The sequence below is a fragment of the Paenibacillus mucilaginosus 3016 genome (genome assembly GCF_000250655.1).
GTDB classification, from domain to species: Bacteria; Bacillota; Bacilli; order Paenibacillales; family NBRC-103111; genus Paenibacillus_G; species Paenibacillus_G mucilaginosus.
The window spans coordinates 4,015,256-4,035,149 of record NC_016935.1 but is presented as its reverse complement, the minus strand read 5'-3'; the positions used below and the strand labels follow the sequence as shown (position 1 = coordinate 4,035,149).

General features: G+C 53.2%; 18 protein-coding genes. 7 read left to right on the top strand and 11 right to left on the bottom strand.

Annotation, left to right across the window (positions count from 1 at the left end; all coding sequences use genetic code 11):
• Window positions 1–28: 28 nt before the first annotated feature.
• The 5 genes from PM3016_RS17590 to PM3016_RS17575 form a co-directional block, all read right to left on the bottom strand.
• Entirely contained in the window at window positions 29–1,255 is a 1,227-nt protein-coding gene (locus tag PM3016_RS17590) for an epoxide hydrolase family protein (protein WP_014370346.1), read from the bottom strand.
• Between the two features lie 212 nt (window positions 1,256–1,467).
• Window positions 1,468–1,914, bottom strand: a complete 447-nt coding sequence (locus PM3016_RS17585) for a MarR family winged helix-turn-helix transcriptional regulator (protein WP_013917054.1) — start codon at window positions 1,912–1,914, stop codon at window positions 1,468–1,470.
• A 143-nt stretch (window positions 1,915–2,057) separates the two neighbouring features.
• Window positions 2,058–3,266, bottom strand: a complete 1,209-nt coding sequence (locus PM3016_RS17580) for a S1C family serine protease (RefSeq protein ID WP_014370345.1) — start codon at window positions 3,264–3,266, stop codon at window positions 2,058–2,060.
• 109 nt (window positions 3,267–3,375) lie between these two features.
• On the bottom strand, window positions 3,376–3,840 hold the full coding sequence (locus PM3016_RS39770) for a carbohydrate binding domain-containing protein (protein ID WP_238540541.1): 465 nt from the start codon (window positions 3,838–3,840) through the stop codon (window positions 3,376–3,378).
• Complete coding sequence (locus tag PM3016_RS17575) at window positions 3,815–5,656, bottom strand: glycoside hydrolase (RefSeq protein WP_238540608.1); 1,842 nt, start codon at window positions 5,654–5,656, stop codon at window positions 3,815–3,817. The genes PM3016_RS39770 and PM3016_RS17575 overlap by 26 nt, the downstream gene beginning before the upstream one ends.
• Window positions 5,657–6,119: 463 nt before the next feature.
• Between PM3016_RS17575 and PM3016_RS17570 the strand changes: the two genes are divergently transcribed.
• Window positions 6,120–6,851 carry an AraC family transcriptional regulator gene (locus tag PM3016_RS17570; RefSeq protein WP_014370344.1) on the top strand — a complete coding sequence of 244 codons (732 nt, stop codon included), beginning with the start codon at window positions 6,120–6,122 and terminating at the stop codon, window positions 6,849–6,851.
• Between the two features lie 137 nt (window positions 6,852–6,988).
• Here the strand turns inward: PM3016_RS17570 and PM3016_RS17565 are convergent, their stop codons facing one another.
• The 5 genes from PM3016_RS17565 to PM3016_RS17545 all read right to left on the bottom strand — a co-directional run bounded on the left by PM3016_RS17565 (window position 6,989) and on the right by PM3016_RS17545 (window position 13,529).
• A complete protein-coding gene (locus PM3016_RS17565) occupies window positions 6,989–7,423 on the bottom strand; it encodes a VOC family protein (RefSeq protein WP_013917049.1) in 435 nt (144 codons plus the stop codon).
• A 103-nt stretch (window positions 7,424–7,526) separates the two neighbouring features.
• Window positions 7,527–8,513: a glycoside hydrolase family 43 protein gene (locus PM3016_RS17560; RefSeq protein WP_013917048.1), complete on the bottom strand. Its 987-nt coding sequence runs from the start codon at window positions 8,511–8,513 to the stop codon at window positions 7,527–7,529.
• A 296-nt stretch (window positions 8,514–8,809) separates the two neighbouring features.
• Window positions 8,810–10,261 (bottom strand): IS1182 family transposase, encoded by a 1,452-nt coding sequence (locus tag PM3016_RS17555; RefSeq protein ID WP_014370190.1) that lies wholly within the window; start codon window positions 10,259–10,261, stop codon window positions 8,810–8,812.
• 161 nt (window positions 10,262–10,422) lie between these two features.
• Complete coding sequence (fhuB, locus tag PM3016_RS17550) at window positions 10,423–12,531, bottom strand: Fe(3+)-hydroxamate ABC transporter permease FhuB (protein ID WP_014370343.1); 2,109 nt, start codon at window positions 12,529–12,531, stop codon at window positions 10,423–10,425.
• Window positions 12,528–13,529 carry an ABC transporter substrate-binding protein gene (locus PM3016_RS17545; RefSeq protein WP_014370342.1) on the bottom strand — a complete coding sequence of 334 codons (1,002 nt, stop codon included), beginning with the start codon at window positions 13,527–13,529 and terminating at the stop codon, window positions 12,528–12,530. The genes fhuB and PM3016_RS17545 overlap by 4 nt, the downstream gene beginning before the upstream one ends.
• 262 nt (window positions 13,530–13,791) lie before the next feature.
• On the opposite strand from PM3016_RS17545, the gene PM3016_RS17540 reads away from it, so the two are divergent.
• The 6 genes from PM3016_RS17540 to PM3016_RS17515 all read left to right on the top strand — a co-directional run bounded on the left by PM3016_RS17540 (window position 13,792) and on the right by PM3016_RS17515 (window position 18,585).
• Window positions 13,792–14,241 carry a hypothetical protein gene (locus PM3016_RS17540; protein ID WP_014370341.1) on the top strand — a complete coding sequence of 150 codons (450 nt, stop codon included), beginning with the start codon at window positions 13,792–13,794 and terminating at the stop codon, window positions 14,239–14,241.
• Window position 14,242: 1 nt separating this feature from the next.
• The gene (locus PM3016_RS17535) at window positions 14,243–14,467 is read left to right on the top strand and encodes a helix-turn-helix transcriptional regulator (RefSeq protein WP_014370329.1); all 225 of its coding nucleotides are present in this window, start codon (window positions 14,243–14,245) and stop codon (window positions 14,465–14,467) included.
• Between the two features lie 22 nt (window positions 14,468–14,489).
• Window positions 14,490–15,122, top strand: a complete 633-nt coding sequence (locus tag PM3016_RS41580) for a DUF4386 domain-containing protein (protein ID WP_014370340.1) — start codon at window positions 14,490–14,492, stop codon at window positions 15,120–15,122.
• Window positions 15,123–15,528: 406 nt separating this feature from the next.
• Window positions 15,529–17,163 (top strand): glycosyltransferase, encoded by a 1,635-nt coding sequence (locus tag PM3016_RS17525; protein ID WP_014370338.1) that lies wholly within the window; start codon window positions 15,529–15,531, stop codon window positions 17,161–17,163.
• Between the two features lie 127 nt (window positions 17,164–17,290).
• Window positions 17,291–17,752, top strand: coding sequence for a hypothetical protein (locus tag PM3016_RS38165; RefSeq protein ID WP_148279688.1), 462 nt, complete (start codon window positions 17,291–17,293; stop codon window positions 17,750–17,752).
• A gap of 251 nt (window positions 17,753–18,003) precedes the next feature.
• Window positions 18,004–18,585, top strand: coding sequence for a hypothetical protein (locus PM3016_RS17515; RefSeq protein WP_128758962.1), 582 nt, complete (start codon window positions 18,004–18,006; stop codon window positions 18,583–18,585).
• 218 nt (window positions 18,586–18,803) lie between these two features.
• On the opposite strand, the gene PM3016_RS17505 is transcribed toward PM3016_RS17515, so the two are convergent.
• Entirely contained in the window at window positions 18,804–19,613 is an 810-nt protein-coding gene (locus PM3016_RS17505; RefSeq protein ID WP_014370336.1) for a WcbI family polysaccharide biosynthesis putative acetyltransferase, read from the bottom strand.
• Window positions 19,614–19,894: the final 281 nt, after the last annotated feature.

Below are 19,894 nucleotides of genomic sequence, written 5' to 3'. Positions count from 1 at the left end.
GAACGAAAAGGTGCCCCGCACTCCCCCCTCATCTGAAGCCCCTCATGGTCCGCCGCAGATCTTCGACCCACTTCTCCGGAATCTCCCAAGGAATGAAATGACCGCCCTGTTCATGGACGGTGATCTGGATATGGTTATACCAAGGGGCACGATCGCTCTCCAGAAAGCTGCGAACGCGATGCTCCGTTGTGATGCCGGGCGGGTTCTCGTAGCCCACGAAGGTGATCCCCGTCGGCGCTTCAACGACCGGCCAGCGATCATGGGACGGTGCCCAGGGGTAACGGTTATTGTTCGCATAGGTGCGCATCGAGGTTTCGATCGTATGGGTAACCCAATAGATGGTGGCGTGTGTGAGGATGTCGTCTTTGGAGAATACATGTTCAATATCGCCTTTGTTGTCACTCCAATGGTTCCAGCGTTCCAGGATCCATGCCAGCATTCCTGCGGGCGAGTCGCTCAACCCGTAAGCGAGTGTGCCTGGGTCCAGTACATGTACAGCGAGGTGGGATGCAAAACGGCGGTCAAACTTCACCATCTCCTTCCGAATCCCCTCCGGGATACCCTCAGAAATCGGACGGCCTCCCGCGAAATCCCAAGCGCGGTCCCCGTTAAAAAAATTGAGCTTCAGCGCTGATCCGATATGAATCGCATAGAGCTCGTCGCTGTATTTGTGCCCCAGCTGCCCCGTTATAAGGGCCCCCACGTCGCAGCCGCCTGCAGCGTATTTCTTGTAGCCGAGAACATCCGTCATGAGGGTGTGCCAGAGATCGGCCATCTTCCAAAAGTTCATGTCGGGATGATGGGACAGGGGCGCCGAAAATCCGAAGCCGGGCAGAGAAGGTACGATGACGTCGAAGGCGTCGGACGGATCGCCTCCATATGCGCCCGGATCGGCAAGGGGATCTATGACTTTGGCCCAATGCCAGAACGTCCAAGGCCAGCCATGAGACAGGATCAATGGAATAGGGTTCGGTCCCCTGCCCGGTTTTCGCATGAAATGCACGGGGACTCCGTCCACATTCACTTTGTAATGTTCATAGGCGTTGATGGCACGCTCGGACCGGCGCCAATCAAACTTGTGAATCCAGTAGTCCACAAGCTCCTCCAAATACTTGCGGCTGACCCCGTAAAACCAGTCGTCATTACCGGCATCAAGCGGCCACTTGGTGGACTTCAACCGATGCTCAAGATCGGCAAGCAGCTCATCGGATACGCAGATCGGACTTGGTTCGGGCAAGAATGGTGGTGTTGTCATAGGACCTCCTTGGTTCATATGGAATGTATTCACTGTCCCCCTGCAGCAAATTATATCAGTTATTTATATAAATTACTAATATATAATGCCGTGGTTTGCCACATCACTGCACACCAGGAGACGGGGTCGTCAGTGAAACCATTCCTTGCCATGGGCATAAACGGCCGTTGATCCCCGCTTGGTGCCGGCCAAAAGCTGCGCAGACCCAAGGTCTACGGTTGGTTCGCCAGATCGACCAGACGCTGTAAGGCAGGTAATGCATCGTGAATGGCGCGTCGTTCCTCAGGAGTGAGTCCTTCCATGAATCTGGAGAGATGAGCAATGCGTTCCATACGGCGCGAATCGATCACATGAGCCCCCTTGTCGGTAATATGTACGAGAACCACTCGGCCGTCATTCGGGTCGGACCGGCGCTCCACGAGCCCGTCCCGTTCAAGGCGTGTCACAAGCTGTGTGATAGCGGACTGTGTCACTTGTTCATTGGCTGTCAGCTCGGTCAGCCGCATAGGACTTTTGCGGGATAAGGTATGCAGGACGGACAGCGTCGTAAAATTCAGTTTTTCCACGGACGGCAAGCGGATGATGATCCTTGTGAGTTCTTCAAAGACCATGGCGAAATCGGCGGCAATCAGCTCATTGTTATTGGATGGAGTTGTCATGCCACGATTATATCACAATCCCAAAAGCCGTTACTATCGCCAGCCTCCTGACCCGGCACTCCCCTTCCCCAGCCGCAAAGAGACACAGCTTCCACAAGCAAGCTGTGTCTCCGATCTGCCGGCTTGGTTGACACGCACTGCACTCACATCTCCAGGTTGTCCGTCAGCGTAAGCCGGACGATCCGCTGCTCCGCTCCGCGGTAGAAGGTGACCTGAAGCGTATCGCCTGCCTTCTTCTCCGTGAAGAGATATTGGCGGAATTCACTGGTGCTCGTGACCGGCTGGCCGTCCAGTGCGGTAATGACGTCGCGGGACTGCAGCCCGGCGGCAGCGGCAGCTGAGCCCGGCATGCTGCGCTCAATCACGACCCCATCTTTGACATCCGCGGGCAGACCCAGCTCCCTGGTGTAGTAGGCCTTGGGGATCACCGCCAGGTCGATGAGGTTCACGCCGATGGTCGGTCTTTGCACCTTCCCGCTCTGTTCGAGCTCCTGGATGACCGGCAGAGCCCGGTGCACCGGGATCGCGAGACCAATCCCCTCGACGGCCTCCGTGCTGATCTTCATCGAATTGATGCCGACAAGCTCCCCGTTCAGATTCACCAGCGCCCCGCCGCTGTTGCCCGGATTGATGGCCGCATCCGTCTGGAGGGCCTCCGATTGGAAGTCGGGCGTTCCGTCTTCGTTAACATCGATCGGTATCATCCGCTCGATCCCGGAGATGATGCCGGATGTTGCGGAGCCGGCGAAGCGCAGTCCGAGCGGATTGCCGATGGCCACGACCGGCTCGCCGATGCGCAGCTTGGAGGAGTCGCCGAAGCCGATCGGGGTTTTGGCCGCATCCGCGCTGATCGTGATCACGGCCAAGTCCGTCCAGATGTCGCTTCCGACCAAGGCGGCGGGAACCTTCGTATTATCCGACAAGGTCACCTCAAGCTGGCTTGCCCCGGCGACGACATGGTGATTCGTGACGATATAAGCTTTGCCGTCCGCCTTCTTGTAGATGACCCCCGACCCCTCCCCGGCCGGCAGACCTTCGCTGGAAGGCGCTTGTTCGATCACACTGCTGCCGTCCTGGATATTGGTGATACCCACAACGGATGATGCCACTTTCTCCACCGTATCCGAAACGTTCAATACTCCCTTGGGAGCAGCCAGCGCGTCCTGAATGCTGCTGTTCGGCGCCTCATTCACCAGTTGGAAGCTTCCGGCCGTCTGCTGGGGCTGAGCCCCGTCCATCACCAGACCCAGCAGCAGGGCACCGCCGACCGCTAGCCCCGCCAAACCCGCAGGAACATATCTGGTTTTGCCGCCCGGACGCTCACTGTCCCGATCCTCATGTCCCATCTTCATCCCGCCTCCTCCTCCTGTGTGCAGCTTATACTGCTCTAATACCCTCTTCCAGGGAGCTTGAACACAGGAGCGGGACCGCATCGGTTTCGGGGCACGGTAACAACCTTGATTATAGTGAAGGGGAAGCAGCGGGAGACAGAACGACATTGTCTATATAAAACGATTCCGTAGGATTCGAACTTTCTACATATAAGCTTAACACCGCCGCATCAGCTGGAGCCGTATAGGTTCCCTTCACCTGAACCCAATCGGTCGTCGAAACCGATGCACTGCCGATGCCGACATAAGACACGCCTTGGTCTCCGTCCACCTGCATGGTTAATTTGATGCTGCTTGGCGATGCAGGCACCTCAGCGAGTCGGACATAGGCGGAGAATTCATAGGCTACCCCCAGCTTTATCTTATCCGTCACATTGGTGATGGGTCCATGCCAGGAAGAAGTCCGGTTCGTGGTCTTCAAGCTGTACTGGCCCGATTGAAACTGTTCCTGAGTGACTTCGACAACGTTACTGCCGGAGCGTCCACTCCAACCCTCGGTTGAATTCTCCTCAAAGTCGTAGATGTGTGTCTTCACTTCGACGTTCTCCCTGTGTGCCGTCGCCAAACGTAAAAGCGTCCACGTGAAACAGCTTCTTATCGTAGGCTCCTTTAAATACTAGATACATGTCGTGGAACCCGTAAGCCCCATCCTGGGGATTCGTATCGAGCATCGCAGGGAGAGTGATCCATTCCCGGGCATCACTTTGACCCGGAACCGTAAAGGTGCCGACGAGCTTTCCATTCACCGGATCGTCCAGTCTCACTTCGATGGTCCCTCCATGGAGAGGAAAGACATGGGCACTCATCCCGAGGATGTGCAGCTTCTCTGCGATGCCATTGGCCGTCCCGTCAGCAAAATTCACGTTGGTGTACTTCAGATAATGGCCGTTCTTGGCATCGGCCAGGTACTTCCTGCCTGTCCCGTCCCGTTGTACGGCCAGTCCGCCGGCTTGTCCGTCATTTTCTTCCGCTTCATACGTCGAGAACACATCCTTCATCTCTTCGAACGCAGGCAGTTCGAATGACTTCGGAATGAAGGTCGTTACGCTTGCGCCCTTCAGTTCTACCGTGAAGGAGGAGTCCTTTCCTTTGATGCTCTTCAGCTTTTCCAAATTTTCATTGGATGAAGTGCGGTAAGGAGCAAGCTCTTGGGTCAGCAGAGGAAAGCCGTTCAGGTTGAATGTGATCTGCTGGTTGTCAGGGCTGTTGTTGACGGCGACGATCGCAAAATTCCCGTTCTCCGGATGCTTGTAGGCTGTGATCATGACCTGATCCATGGGATGCTTATCCGCTCCGATCATGATATAGCCGGGGCGGATGAACCGGCTGTAATTTCCAAACGAATAATACCTTTTGAATACCCGGAATAACCCGTTCTCCTGATTGGCCTCATCGGTGACAAGACGAATCAGGTCGGATCCGTCAGCGCCGTTGCTTGCCGCAGGCCACCACCAGAAGTAGGCTCCGAGCCGGGTGATATCAAACATGTTGCCGATGAGATTGGCATAACGCAGCGCATCCGGGATCGTATTGTTCCGATAGGTCTGCTTGGCCGCACCGATATTCATGTATTCCGTTTGCCAGATCTGCTTTCCTTTCTCCGCGGATACAGGGAAGGCCGGCACCTCTGCTCCTATGCCGTAGGCATGGGAAGCCACGACGTCGATGTAATTGGCGGTGACGGGATCGTTCAGCGCCGGCAGCGCATAGGCCTCGGTGAAGTTCACATGCTCGGGCATGACGATTTTGGCCTCTATGCTGCCGGCCTTGAAGGTGGGGCCCAAATAATCGCGAATAAAGACGTTCATCTCTTCCGGAGTCCAGACGCAGCCCGAATAGGACGCCGCGTAGTTCGGTTCGTTGGCAATGGAGATATAGGAGATATCCAGATCAAAGTGTTTCTTGTATCCTTGCACATAGGCCGCCAAATAGTCCGCAAAGTCCTGGTAATGCTCCGGCTTTAGTTTGGCATTCCCTGTTCCCGCCACGCTGTTGTTCGTCTTCATCCAGGCCGGCGGGCTCCATACCGAGCTGAAGAACGTGGTCACGCCCCGCTTTTTGGCTTCGTTCATCAACCAGATCTGATCCGCGTCGAAGCTCGCCTTCTTGGTTTCCCACTGCGGGTCGTCCCATACATAGACGCCCGGCTGCGGTTCGACCGAATCGGCGGCGACCCCATCGCCGACAAGGTTTCGCACGATCGAAAGCCCGATCCCTTTTTCTTGCGAGAAAATCATATCCAGAATGCGGGTACGCTCCGGTTCCGGCAGATTCATGATCGTTTTCGCCTTCTTGAACGCTCCCGACCCGCCGAAGCCGTCCACGACTTGCCGCTCTTCGTTCCAATCCATCACACTCACCGGTGGCGGGGCTGCTTGAGCCGACGCGGTTGTCATGTTCCACGGGGCCATACTAAGGCTAAGGCATAGAGAGAAGCAGGTGAACATATTTAGAGCCGCTTTGAACATCGTCATCACACACCTTTCCTTCATTTGTCGTTTTCCTTCCTGCATGCAGCGATCCCTGTTACGTAAAGATCACCCCCTTTAAATAAGTAAATGAACCATTTGCCGCATGTGACACCTTGAGTTATGCCTTGCGAACCGATCCCATACGATCATTATAGGAATAAAGCGCTTACCATTCTATAGACCAACTAAAGAAGATTTGTACTTATTAAATATGAATTCTCGCATTCTTTCTGTTTAACCGTCGGAATTCCAATGTTATGATGGATTCAGATGATCCGGGAAAGGAGGGAAGGTTCTGGAAGTCGAAGATCTGCAGCATTACGTCCCCGGCATTGTTTTTTTTGTGGACAGGCGGTGTTATCCCCATTGGGAGATTGTCAAACAGAGGATCGGCTTTCATGACCTTACGTTTGTCGTGGAGGGAAAATCCGTCTATTCCATCAACGGGACTCCACATCCGGTGGAAGCCGGCGACATCATCTACATCCCGCCGGGAAACGAAAGAGAAGCCCTTACGTCCGCTCGCTGTCCCATGCACTCCTACGCTTTTAATTTCAACTGGTGGCCGCAAGGAAGCGCGGATGCCCTTCCGCTCCCCTTCGTGACCAAAGGCGCGATCACCAGCGAAATATTGGGCGGTATCAAACAGTTCTCGCAGGTGTGGATGAGCAAACAAGCCGGTTATATCATGCAGTCGCGGGCCTTATTTATGCTCCTCCTTCATCGGCTGGTGACGATGACCAGGGAAGACCATCGGAGGGTGGATAAGAGAGTGAATCAGATGCTGCGATATGTCAATGAGCACTATGCCGAAGAGCTCGATCTGTCCCAAATGAGCCAAATGGTCGGCCTGCATCCGGTCTATCTCGGAAAACTGTTCAAGACCCACACCGGCTGTTCCTTTCGCGAATATGTGAATCGGATTCGGATCAATCATGCGGAGATGATGCTGTCTACCGGTGGATTTACCGTAACGCAGGTCGCCGAGCGGTGCGGGTTTCAAGATCTGTCGTATTTCAGCAGCCTGTTCAAAACGGTCAAGGGGGTTCCTCCCTCTGCGCTGTTCAAAACGTAATGAAATGACGCACGGTGCGAAGTATGAAGTCGGTGGAGCGCGGCAGAACAGAAAAAGAGCCGGCCAGGGACGCCTGGTTCGGCTCTTATCCATGCAAACGATTCTCTCTAATCGGCTACAGCGGTCTTGTCGTTGTGCTACTTCTGCGGCTGCTCCCCTGGCACATTCACTTGGAACGTAACCCCGAACTTGTCTTTGACAATTCCGTACAGAGGGCTCCAATCCGTCTTCTGGAGAGCCATGACGACTTGTCCTCCGTCTTCCAGAGCAGCGAAGATTTCTCTTGCCCTGGCCTCCTCCTGAGGATGGAGGGCGATCTGAACCGTGTCCCCCGGCTGAAACGGCATTCCGGGGTATGTATCGGAGAACATCAGGTCCGCATCCCCGACCTTCAGGTGTGCATGCATCACGCGCTTCTTCATCTCATCGCTCATCGGATGATTAGGGTCCGCCGGCATATCCCCGAAAGTCATGATGCCTACCACTTTCCCTCCCAGCGCCTTCTCATAGAAATAGACGGCCTCTCTCGTGGTGCCTTCCAAACACAAATAAGGATTCAAACTCATGGACATCTTTGCCAGCTCCTTTTGGGGATCAATTGAAGAACTATGTTCATTGTACCCCAAATAGCCCTGCAAGATTTCTTCTCGATTGCTGAATTCGGATTCACTCCCCTTACTTATCGTAAGGATCAATCGTGCGGATCGTGCCGTCCTCGAGATATTCAAGCTCCGTGAATTTGACACAGCGCTTGTTATCTGCGCCTCCCGACAGCGAACTGTCATGGTAGAATAAATACCATTTGCCCTGGAACTGTACGATCGAGTGGTGCGTCGTCCAGCCGATCACGGGAGTCAGGATGGTGCCTTTGAAGACGAACGGGCCTTTCGGATCAGCACTCACGGCATACACGATCTTATGGGTTGTCCCCGTGGAATAGGACAGGTAGTAGAGCCCCCTGTATTTGTGGACCCAGGGTCCCTCAAAATATCTTCGGTCCTCATCTCCGGCTGTCAGAGGGTTCCCCTGCTCGTCGAGAATGATGATTTCTTCGGGAGCTTCCCGGAAAGTCAGCATATCTTCGCTGAGCTCGGCCACACGCGGTCCGAGTGCCGGCTCATCCGGGCCAGGCCCCTCGGCATCGGCCATGAATTTGCCTGTCTGCCACTTTTCCAGCTGTCCTCCCCACAGTCCGCCGAAATACATATAGGCCCGGTTGTCCTCATCCACGAAGACGGCCGGATCAATGCTGAAGCTTCCCGGGATGTACTGGGGCTCGGGGAGGAACGGACCGGCCGGAGAGTCCCCCTTGGCTACTCCAATCCGGAAAATGTCCTCTTGATCTCTGGCCGGAAAGAACAGGTAGTAGGTGTCATTCTTGTAAGCGGCATCGGGAGCCCACATCTGCTTGGAAGCCCATGGAACATTCTTGACGTGAAGCGCTTCGCCATGATCGATGCAGGCCGATTCCGTGTCCTCCATAGAGAGAACATGGTAGTCTTCCATATCGTACTGATCGCCATTGTCGTTGGAGGCATGATCGCGATCCAGGTCATGGGAAGGATAAATATAAATCTTCCCGTCAAATACATGTGCGGAAGGGTCCGCCGTATAGATATGGGTGACCAGCGGTTCGCCAGGTTTCACCGGTTTGGACAGCATGCAATCGCTTCCTTTCTAAGGGACGTTCAGTATCCCCGTATATTCGCATAATCTCCCCTCGGGGGTCATTTCCATTGTAGAGGATATCGACGATCGATGGAGATGCAGGAATTAAAGAACTTTCTGTAAAAAGTATAGTTCATCTAAAAGAGACCCGGCTTCTTCGGAGGCCACTGAAGAACTTACGCTTTTTCCTCAGGAGCCTCGTATAAGTCATAAAAAAGCCATCTACCCCCATTTTTAGGGTCAGATGGCTTTTTTATAGGCTTAAAATTGGTCTGCTCGATACGTTTTTTTCAATCTACCAGCTTCAGTATACGCTTAAGATTTACAGCGAATATGGCCATTGCACCTTGCATTTCTATGCCAATCAGACCCGAAGATGTGGCAACATCATACCCGTGTCTATGTTTGAGTTCGCTGTTTTTCGCTTCGATCTTGTAGCGCTCTTTGGATTTCGCCTTGAAATATTCCGTTTCCTGGAACGCCATCTGTTCCGCGTGTTCATCAGATTTAATCGTTACGGAATAAGTTTTACTCTTGGCGCCTTCTTTGTAACAGCCCTCCTTGAGCGGACAGCTCTTGCAGATCTCTACGTCAAAATAATAGGTATCCTGTTGGTTTTTACCGACGCCTTTTTTGCCTTGCCGGGCCTTTCGAGTCGCCATGTGACCAGCCGGGCATACGTACATGCCGGCATCTTTGTTGAATAGAAATTCCTCTTCTTTCTTACGGCTGCCTTGCGTGATCAGCGGATTGAGTTTTGCTACAAGTTCAATCTCATTGTTCGTTGTGTACAAAATATTATCCTTCTCGGAGTAGGCGGTATCGCCAATGACGGTCTTAACTTGCATTCCTGCTGCATTGCTTTTTTCGATGAGCGTCTGCAGCTGCTTGCCGTCATTCTTCTCGCCTGTTGTAATGACAGCTGCCGTTATGATGCGCTCCTCCGTCATGGCCAGATGAGTTTTATATCCAAAGAATGCAGAATCGGCGCTTTTATGTCCCACTCGAGCATCCGGATCCGCCGTTAGACGAAGCTGTTCGATGTCATCCTCCACCGTTTCCTTCAGCAGGTGTAACGGATTCAAAACCTTTGGTACTTGCGCGATCCCGGATTCCAACTCGATGAAGGTCACAAGCTTTTGACAATACTCGATTTCGTCTTCGAGTACGTCGCTCGTGTTCTTTGCGGGCATTTTGGCTTTGAGCGATTCATCCATCGTGTAAACGGACTTTCGCAGCTTTCGTGCACGGTCTCGCAGAATTTCTAGCGGCGACTTCTGATTGTAGCGCGCTTTTGTATGCGTAGCGTCGACGATTATGGAGTTGCTCTTCAGGATTTTCAGTTCGATAGCGAGGTCTACCGTCTTACCAATGAGCATGTCCAATAAGTTGATGTCTTTGAGCCGCAGTTTGCGGAATTTTGTCAGAGAACTCGGGTCGATGACCGGATCCTCCGGTGCCATGCCCAGGAAATACTTAAACGACAGGTCATACTTAGAACGCTCGACAATATCTACGTCAGATAGTTCAAAGATGGCTTTCAGCAACAAATATTTAAACATTCTGATGGGGTCAATGGCGTTACGTCCGTTGTCCAAACAATATTTTGTCTGCAGTTCTTCAAAGATAAAAGTGAAGTTCACCAGTTCGTTGATTTGACGGAGCATGTTGTCCTTCGGCACGACGATATCATACAGAGCCGCGTAAGGGCTCAGAACCAAGCTTTGTTGTTGTTGAATCATCCGTCTCACCCGCTTTTCGAGATGACTCCATTATACGTCAAAAAAAGCACAGCCTCTTCAATTTTCTTGAAGGGCTGTGCTTTTTTAAGACGGACTTTTTCAGTGGCCTCCTTCTTCGCCAGGTCTCCTGTCTCTTCTATCCGATCACGGCTTCACTGAGCCTATCCTATCCTCTTCGTCCCATTGGACTTCGTCATCAAGTACAACAAATAGGGAGCTCCGAGCAGCGCGGTCACAATACCCGACGGCAGTTCCTTCGGGATCATGACGATCCGTCCGATCCAATCCGCGCCGGCCAGCAGGATCCCGCCAAGCAGCGCGGCAATGACCACCGACTGCCGATGGTTGACACCAACCAGCATTCTGGCCGCATGAGGTGCCAGCAGCCCGATGAACCCGACCGAACCGACATTCGCGGCGGCGATCGAAGACAACAGCACGGCGATCACAGCGACATACATGCGCGTCTTCCGCACGGGCAGCCCCAGACCGGTGGAGGTCTCCTCGCTGAAGGTCAGCAGATCCACCCTGCGCCCGAGCCAAGCGGCCAACGGCAGCAGGATAAGCAGGAACGGCACGATCCGCTGCACCTCCGTCCAGCCGCGGTTATAGGTGCTCCCGGCCATCCAGGATAACGCCGGCGCCACGTCGACCTTCGCGTATATAATCAGGAGATTGATGATCGCGGAGCCGAATGCGGCTACAGCAATGCCGACCAGCGTAACGATGGTCGGATGAAGCCCTCTTTTCCAGGAGACGGCATAGACCAATGCCGCGGCAGCGATCCCGCCGAGCACAGCGCCAACCGGAATCCAGCCGGCGGACAGCTGCGGGAAGCCGATCATGAGCAGCAGCGCCCCTGCCCCTGCGCCGCTGGTTACGCCTACGACCTGGGGATCGCCAAGCGGGTTGCGTACCGCATGCTGCAGCAGACTGCCGCTGACGGCAATCGCCATCCCGGACAGCCCCGCCGTAAGCAGCCTCGGCAGCCGGTGTTCGAGCAGGATCTGGCGGTGCATCGGTTCACCGCCCCCTGTCAATACGGCTGCCACTTCCGCCAAAGGAATGCGCAGGGTGCCGCTGCTCAGGCTGAGTCCCCACACCAGCACCAGCAGTACGCCCGTCAGCGCAGCCAGCGCCGGGTAAGGAAGGCGCCGCAGGCCGGTCCCCGCCATCATCGAGCCTCCGGAGCTATCGCGTCCGCCGGCCATCGAGCGGGACACCCGCATGGCAAGCCAGATCAGGCATGGCGCGCCGAGCATGGCCGTAATGGCGCCGACCGGCAGCTCGCCGTAGGCATTGACGAACATGCGGGAGACCGCATCGGCCCCCACAAGGAGCCCGGCTCCCCATAAGGCAGCCAGCGGGATCAATCCCGCATGTTTGGACACGCCGGATAGGCGGACCAGATGGGGAACGACCAGGCCGAGGAAGCCGATCGGACCAACCACGCTCACCGTAACGCAGGCCAGTACAATGGCCGCCCCCATCGCCAGGAACCGGGTAGTGCCGACATTCTGGCCGAGCGAACGCGCAGACTCCTCACTCAGCGTCAGCACATCCCACTGCCGTGCCGCCAGGAACAGAACGATCACCCCGCCCAGAATCCACGGCCATGTAAACCTGACGCCGTCCCAGTCATTCTGCACCAGGGAGCCGGAGCCCCATAGAAAAATGCCCTGCGTCGTCTGCTGGTTCAGCAGAATCAGCGCACTCGTGACGGACGACAGGACCAGAGTAACGATCATTCCGGAGAGGGCAATCCGAAGCGGTGAGCCCTTCGTTCTCCCGGCCAGCGCATAGACGGCCAAGGCTGCCAAGGTGCCTCCCGCCACCGCCAGGGGCAGAGCATACTGATGCAGAAGCCCCGGCCAGAAGAGCATCCCGGCGACGACGGCCAGATAAGCACCCGCGTTCACCCCGAGTGTGGTTTCCGAAGCGAGCGGATTGCGCGTGACGGTCTGCATGAGCACACCCGACACCGCCAAGGCGGCCCCGGCCAGGAGACCCATGACCGTCCGCGGCAGGCGTACACTCCGGATCATATGATGATCCGCCGTATCCTGGGGAAACACCAAGGCCTGCACCACCGTCATGACGGAGATGTCCGCCAGCCCCTGAGTCAGGCTGACGAAGGTAAGAACGAACAACGCTGCAAGCCCCCCAGCCAGCATCCATAACGGCTTCCAGCCCCTTCCGGAAGTAACGGACGGGGCCGGATGGATGCCTGCCTGCCTGGAAGCTTGAGCAGGATTCTCACTGGGAATCATGGTGTAAGCAGTTCAGCCGTCTTCTTGGCCATCACCTGGGCAGACAACGGGCCGCCGTATGGCCACATGTCACCGCCAAGCGCATACACGCGGTTTTCTTTAACGAAATTCAGGCCTTTCCAGACGGGATTATCTTTAAGCTGATTCTCAATCACATTATCGCTTCCCTGGATAATATGCAGGAAATTCGCGTCCTGCAGGGCGGGCAGCGCCTCTACATCCGTAGTCGTGAACCCGTAAATTTCGAACTTCTCGGACTTGTATGCATTCTTCAGCCCGGCGTGTTCCAGAATCTTGACCGCCTGGGAATTGTCCGTTGAGATCCGGAACGTTACGGCATTCTGGTTGCTGTAAGCCATCGCGAGGGCAAACGGCCTCTCCGTCATCCCTGCCGCGGTCAGCTTGGCTTTGGCATCCGCATAGGTCTGATCCAGACTGCTCAGTACTTTGGCGGCTTCGTCCTTCTTGCCGAGCACCTCCGCGATGGTCTGGAAGGTGCTGATCATCTCCCCATACTGATCGCCCGCCCCCTCCGGCGGATAGGGGTCGAAGACGAGCGTCGGCGCGATCCCTTTGAGGGACTCATAATTCGTTCTGCTCGTTGATTTCAGACCGATGATCAGGTCCGGCTTCAAGGATGCGATCATCTCCAGATTCGGCTCTTGACGGGTGCCGACGTCGGTCACATCCGGGCCGATCTCCACCGGTATATTGACCCACTTGTTCATCCCGGCAATATCTGCAATGCCGACAGGCTGAATGCCAAGTGCCAGCACATCCTCGGCATACAGCCACTCCAAGGCTACAATCCGCTTCGGCACCCCCGTAATGGTCGTTTCGCCCAAGGCGTGCTTGATGGTTCGTGTCTGTGCTGCGGAATTCGGTGATGCCGCGGTTCCGCCGCCGGTGTTGGCATCGGTACCTGCTCCTCCGCCGCAGCCCGCCAGAACAATGGCCAAAGTAAATGCGATCAAGATAAACGTCCTAACATTACGCACTGCATGTTTCCCCCTCGTGCCCTACCATCATTAATCGATAATAATTATCATTATCAATCTATATCAGAATGATAATAATTCTCATTGATAAAGTCAATAGATTATATTTGAAACGCATCCGCTATTGCCTCACGAGCGGTTTCATGGGCTGCTGTTCTTTTGGCAGTAACCGTTTAGCTGATGTAAACTTAACTTGATATTGTGAATGGTATAGATTACATTGTGTATAACAAACTTAACTCCACATTCGAAAGGTGGCGCAGTGCATGACCTATCAAGAAAAAAAAGCATCGTATCCCTGATCAGTGCCGTCCTCATCTTCGTCTTCTACTGTCTGTACATGTACCCGCAGTATCACGGAGGGGCGGTGGAATCGTCGGAAGCGTTCCGGTTCTGGGGTTCCTTCGTACTCAGCTTGACCCTGGTTTCCATCCTCGCGCATATCCTGATCAGCATCGTGTTCAACATCATCTTCAGGATCACTACCGGGGAGAAGGAAGCGACCTTCGCGGATGAACTGGATCGACTGATTGACTTGAAAGCCTTCCGCAATTCGTTCTTTGTCTTTGTCCTCGGCTTCCTGCTTGCCATGGGTTCGCTGGTCATCGATCAGCCGTCCCAGGTGATGTTCATGATCCTCATCGCCTCCGGATTCATCTCCGATGTGACCGGGTCCTTTACCAAACTTTATCACTACCGCAGAGGGGTCTAAGATGGGCAAAATTCTTGTCGGCAATCACATCCGCAAATTACGGTTCAACCATAATGAAATGACGCAGCAGCAGCTGGCTGACAAGGTGGGCGTAACAAGACAAACCATCGTGGCTCTGGAAAAGGGAAACTACTCCCCTTCGCTGGAGCTGGCTTTCCGCATTGCACACGCCTTTGGTTTACCTTTGGAAGAGGTATTCTTCTACGGAGATCCACCCAGTGAATGATAATCTGAAGGGAGCTGTCCAAATGAATTCCAATGAAAAAGCCGCCAAAATGGCGGGCATTCTGTTTATCCTTGCGGCGGTGTCAGCGGTAGCAGGTCTTCTTTTGTACGATCCGATCCTGAACAGTACCGATCCCCTGATTCAGGGCTCTGCACATGCCAACCAGGTGGTTCTGGGTGCGGTGATGGAGTTAATTCCGTCGGTTCCGCCATCGGCACCTCGATTACGATGTTCCCGTATCTGCGCAGATATAATGAAACGCTCGCACTCGGGCATGTGCTCTTCCGATTTCTCGAGGCCGTTGTCATTACAGTCGGTATCATCAGCGTACTCTCCCTCCCTCTTGACCCTAAGCCGCGAATATGCAGCGGCAGCCGCTCCGGATCCCGCCTCTTTTTACGCCTCCGCCGCTTCGCTCAAAGCCGTACATGACTGGACCTTCCTGCTCGGTCCCAACTTCATGCTGGGCATCAACACGATGCTGTACAGTTATATCTTTTATAAGTCGAGGCTCGTCCCGCGGTTTATTCCCATCTTGGGTATGACCGGTTCGGTGCTTGTTTTTCTGTGTGCCCTGCTCGTTATGTTCGGTGTATTTACTCAGCTCTCGGTCTGGGGTGCGGTTCTGGCGCTGCCGGTGGCAGCCAATGAATGATCCTTGCCGTATGGCTCATCCGCAAAGGCTTCAATCTGTCTGCCGTCCCTTACACCCTGCCTGAGGCTATGCCGAAGGTAAGTTGATGCCATGAAGAACCTGCTCGCCCGGGATCAAAGCGTTTACTCCATGAAGGAGATCCGCTTCTCAACTACGGATTCGGAGAAGGACTTTGTTCAATCGGGTATGCTGATGAAGTGGTGTGGACTCTAGCGGAGCTGAACGGTCGTTCCGCTTTCTTTTATAGAACTCTTTTGAGGCGATAAGGGCAGCGCCCCTCTCCCCCCTGCTCTTCTTGACATCAGCCCTTTCATTCTTCCCATGTAGATTAGCCCGAACGGATGCATACCTCCTACAATAAGATAGGATATTGATAGCATTCATTTGGGAAAGGATGTGACCTCACTTGGCCGCTCCGCGTATATTTTGGTTATGCTCCCATGAAACATTACGATATGAGGAAATCCCTCTATTCGTTGAAGCTGGTGCGGAAGTCATCCCCTGCCTAGGGGACCCTGCCTTACTTCGATTCGATTCCCATTATGACAATGAAAGCCATCTATTATATCCTCATTGGCGCAAGCACTGCACCATTCCGACCCCCGTGCTGGAGGAGCTCCGCCGTATTGATATCATCGGCAAACGCGGAAAGCTCAACCACGCAGAGGCAGAACTGTTCAATCGCTGGATCGATGTCATGTATATCGCAAGCTTTCCCGATATTGTGAACAACGTCATGGATTGGTTCCGGGGTTATCCGTTGTTTCGCGTATTCGGGCATGGCGATTTTACTAACTACTCCCGGGTCATGGATTTCTACAAAATGGATAAGAATAAGTTCCATCAGCATAACAAGTATATTTGGTCCCCCATCCTAGCCAGCCTGGACCTGCCCGAGGATCCTCGCATTGTCAAGAATAAGCTTTACCTGAATGCGTTTGTTTCTCCGGAGCGGCTGGGCTCCCAATGGATCGGCAGGAAATCCCAGCCTTACATCAGCACAACGATCTCTTACATGGACGGGAAACATCCTGCCCGGGAGATCTATGATCAATTCACCAAGCATTTTAAGGATATTCCGTCTCTCGTCTTGGGAAAAAACACGAAGAGTGCCTTTACCGGCTCTGCTGACAATATCGCGGGCTATACGGATACAAGCACATTCCACAGCAAAATTGCCTGCAGCCGCATGTTCATTTATCTTGGCTTTCATTCTAACTTCCATCTGCATTTCACCCCGATCGAAGCCATCAGCATGGGAGTGCCGGTGCTGTTTCTGGAGCGCTCGGGTCTTGCTCAAGAGGCAAGGGACTTCGGAGTCAGTAACGCAACCCTACGCCAAATCGGGATGTACCGGGATATACAAGAGCTGTCCCAAGCGGTTAAGGAAGCCTTCCATCACTTTGACTTTCTTGAAAACCTAACGTTAAACCAAAGTATTATTCTGGGGCAGGTGTTCAGCCGCACGAGAGCTCTTGCAGCAGCACGAACTTTAGTCAACCGGGTTCAGGAGTATGTCGTGCAAAACCGTCAGGAACCCTATCAGGAGCCTGCCCTGATGAATGCCTCCCCCGGTACGCTGTTCAGAAAACTAACCATCAAACAGGATCTGCCCAAAGAACAGGGGCAAATGTTCCGCTTCGGTATGGACACCATCCGCTCCCTGACCGGCAGACCGGTACACAGCAATAACGGCGACTTCATTGCACGTCTTGCGGTGCCCGGTGTCGACACGCCCGGAATGCTTATAGGAGAATATATCGAATTTATGGAGACAGGGCTATATGCCGTTTCCGTGAATATCAAAGCCTACCAGCCCACTTCGCAGCCAATAGGCACATTCTCCATGGGCACTTGGATTCCTAACTTCGTACTGTATGCGACCCACCGTATTGGATCCATTCAGGCAGGAGAAAGCCTGTTTACGTTAATGGTCAATGTTTCGCCTGAATCCTCCGAAGCTACGAAGGAGCTTCGCTTCTACTGGGAGGGCAACCATCCCATCGAAATATCGAATCTTTATATCCAAAAGCTCACATGAGCTTATCTATGCCTCGGCGCTTCCATAGACCGGGGCTTTTCATTCGATAAAACCCGAACCCGAGCCAACCGCCCGAACCATTCGTCCAATCCCCCAATATAATGTGTATAAGCCATAGAGTTGGGAGGTGCCTCTCCTGATTGAAGAGGGGGCTGAGATCATCCCCTGCCTCGGCGATCCCACGTTGGTCAAGTTCGACCAATATTATGATAACGAAGCGCACAAGCTCTATCCCCATTGGAGGAAATACTGTACTCTGCCTACTTATATTACGGTTGAGATCCGGCGAATTGATATTGTCGGCAAGCGGGGAAGGGTAACCTTCCGGGAGGCTGCTCTCATCAATCAGCATATTGACGTTCTCTATATCGCCAGTTTTCCGGATATGGTCGCTAGTGCTCTCGATTGGTTCAACGGCTATGTCATTTTTCGCGTATTCGGTCATGGAGATTTCAGTTCTTATACCAAGCCGATGGAGTTTCTGCGCATAGATAAGGCCAAGTTCGCTGCATCCGATAAATATATCTGGTCCCCGATCCTGTACGGCTTGGATTCCGGTGGAGGTCCGGAGAGTCCGAGCCCTACCTAAGCACCGCCATCTCTTACCTGGACGGTGCCCACCCTGCACAGGATGTCTATTCCGAATTTGCATCCCGTTTTTTCCGAACTGCTGTACATTGTACTCGGCAAAAATCGTACGAAGGGGCAAAGCGGCGGGCAGGTATCCGGTTATTTGGATTCCACCTCATTTACTCCAAGATCGCCTCCTCGCGCCTGTTCATCTACATCGGATTTCATTCGTTCTACCACCTTCACTTCACACCGCTCGAAGCGATGTGTATGGGAGTTCCGGTATTGTTCCTATATCAATCCGGACTGACGAAAGAAGCCTTGGATCACGGCGTCAGCCTGGACCTGCTGAATGAAACAGGCATGTGCTCCTCGGTTCACGAGCTTCAGCTTCGGGCCTCATCGCTGTTCCACAATCTCGAAGCGTTGGAAGACATATCGCGAAGGCAGTATGCGCTGTTCCGTAACGTATTCAGCCGAACTTATGCGCTGCAGCAGCTGAAGCGTTTTTACCGGCAAATCCAGGACGGACTTCCCGAGAGAAGCGACCGCCACGTCCAAGCTCCCTTTGTCAAAGAAGAGATTAAGCCACTCTATCGCAAGCCGAGTATCAAGACCAATCTTCCTGCTCATACCGGTCAATTCACAGCCTTCAGCCTGGAAACGATTGGAGCGTTCACCGGCACCTCGGTTTATGGGAAGAACGAAAGCTTCGTCTGCCGACAAGCAGAAGCCGGCCGTGATGCCCCAGGCCTGCTAATTGCGGAATATATCCAAACGATGCCTGCAGGTGTCTATGCCTTCTCGATCATCCTTACCGCTTCAAGAACGGTCCGACCGGCTGGTCGGTAGCTTCTACATGGGTGCCTGGATACCCGATTTTACCTTGTATGCCATTCATCATATCAAAAACCTGGAGCAGGGCCGCCACTTGTTTACCCTTCATATTCATATTAATGACAATACCACTCATGCATTAAAAGAGATCAGGTTTCATTGGGAGGGCCAAGCCTCTATTGAAGTCTCCGAGTTCTACGTCGAGAAGTTGAAATGAACCGGGGGCGCCGGTGTTACATCTTGGTTTTGACATAATCAATATAGTAAGACATGTATTCCCCAAAGCAGACAGGATAACCATTCATAAACAGCTGATAGTCACTCGGGTTCTGGAACTGGATGTTCAAATGTTTCAGTACACTCGGGTAGATTGGATGCGTCTGGTCGCTTGCATAAGACTCAGAAACAATCGGGGCTATTTCGAGCGGCGAAATTTCCAGCTGCTGAAGGACTTTCTGTGCCACGTACCAGGTCAAATAGTATCTTGGATGATTATACGTATAGAACAGCCTCTCCACCCGAAACATCTTCTCAATATAATCAGCCACTTGGATATCCACACCTGCTTCACGGCGCCTAAGCTCATAAAGGGTGTTGGCCAGATTCGATTCCAGGAAGTCGGCGGAATAATAACTCTCGTCAGCCAGGATGGCCTGAATGTCCTGCTTGCCCACCCCCCTCTCAAGTAATCTCACGACATTGATATCTCCATAGGTAAAGCCGTTTGGGTCTACAACAAACTGGGGAAAATAGCCGGTAAAATAGCAGTTGGTGAAACTGATCGTAATGCACTTGCGAGGCAGCAGGCTTAACAGGTAATCCGAGGATAGCTTGTAGCTGTAGCTGGAACTTACCTTTTGGTAGATAAACAAATCACAATCGGTGAAATAACCGTCGGGAAGGCCCCTCAACCTGTCTGCATGATGAACCTGCGGAATCTCAAATATCGTAAAGTGAGATAAAAAAGTAGGCGATGATTTTAAATAATTTTGAAGGGGTGTGGTCTGACAATTCCCGTAAATGATACATTTTCTCTTCTTCAACGGGCATTTCTCCTTCCCTACCATTAAGCTGAACCTATTACATTAAAAGAATATGTTGCTATGCACGATTTGGAGACGGCGATTGATACAATATATATCAAATATAGAAAAAATCCCTAGCTGAGACCTTTCAAAGAAGATAGTGATCCCACAGGCTGCAGGCAATGCAATTGACCAACCGCTCCTACCCGCCTAATTTCGGGAGGCTGGTTACCCGTTTATACCAACGTTAGTACCAGAACATACAATGGGATAGTCCTATTCTTATCCCGAACCGTGGC

What these genes read in the sequence shown, in the direction of transcription:
- PM3016_RS17590 (WP_014370346.1), bottom strand. Translation starts at nt 1,255, where the DNA reads ATGACAACACCACCATTCTTGCCCGAACCAAGTCCGATCTGCGTATCC.
- PM3016_RS17585 (WP_013917054.1), bottom strand. Translation starts at nt 1,914, where the DNA reads ATGACAACTCCATCCAATAACAATGAGCTGATTGCCGCCGATTTCGCC.
- PM3016_RS17580 (WP_014370345.1), bottom strand. Translation starts at nt 3,266, where the DNA reads ATGAAGATGGGACATGAGGATCGGGACAGTGAGCGTCCGGGCGGCAAA.
- PM3016_RS17575 (WP_238540608.1), bottom strand. Translation starts at nt 5,656, where the DNA reads ATGGATTGGAACGAAGAGCGGCAAGTCGTGGACGGCTTCGGCGGGTCG.
- PM3016_RS17565 (WP_013917049.1), bottom strand. Translation starts at nt 7,423, where the DNA reads ATGTCCATGAGTTTGAATCCTTATTTGTGTTTGGAAGGCACCACGAGA.
- PM3016_RS17560 (WP_013917048.1), bottom strand. Translation starts at nt 8,513, where the DNA reads ATGCTGTCCAAACCGGTGAAACCTGGCGAACCGCTGGTCACCCATATC.
- PM3016_RS17555 (WP_014370190.1), bottom strand. Translation starts at nt 10,261, where the DNA reads ATGATTCAACAACAACAAAGCTTGGTTCTGAGCCCTTACGCGGCTCTG.
- fhuB (WP_014370343.1), bottom strand. Translation starts at nt 12,531, where the DNA reads ATGATTCCCAGTGAGAATCCTGCTCAAGCTTCCAGGCAGGCAGGCATC.
- PM3016_RS17535 (WP_014370329.1), top strand. Translation starts at nt 14,243, where the DNA reads ATGGGCAAAATTCTTGTCGGCAATCACATCCGCAAATTACGGTTCAAC.
- PM3016_RS41580 (WP_014370340.1), top strand. Translation starts at nt 14,490, where the DNA reads ATGAATTCCAATGAAAAAGCCGCCAAAATGGCGGGCATTCTGTTTATC.
- PM3016_RS17515 (WP_128758962.1), top strand. Translation starts at nt 18,004, where the DNA reads ATGGGAGTTCCGGTATTGTTCCTATATCAATCCGGACTGACGAAAGAA.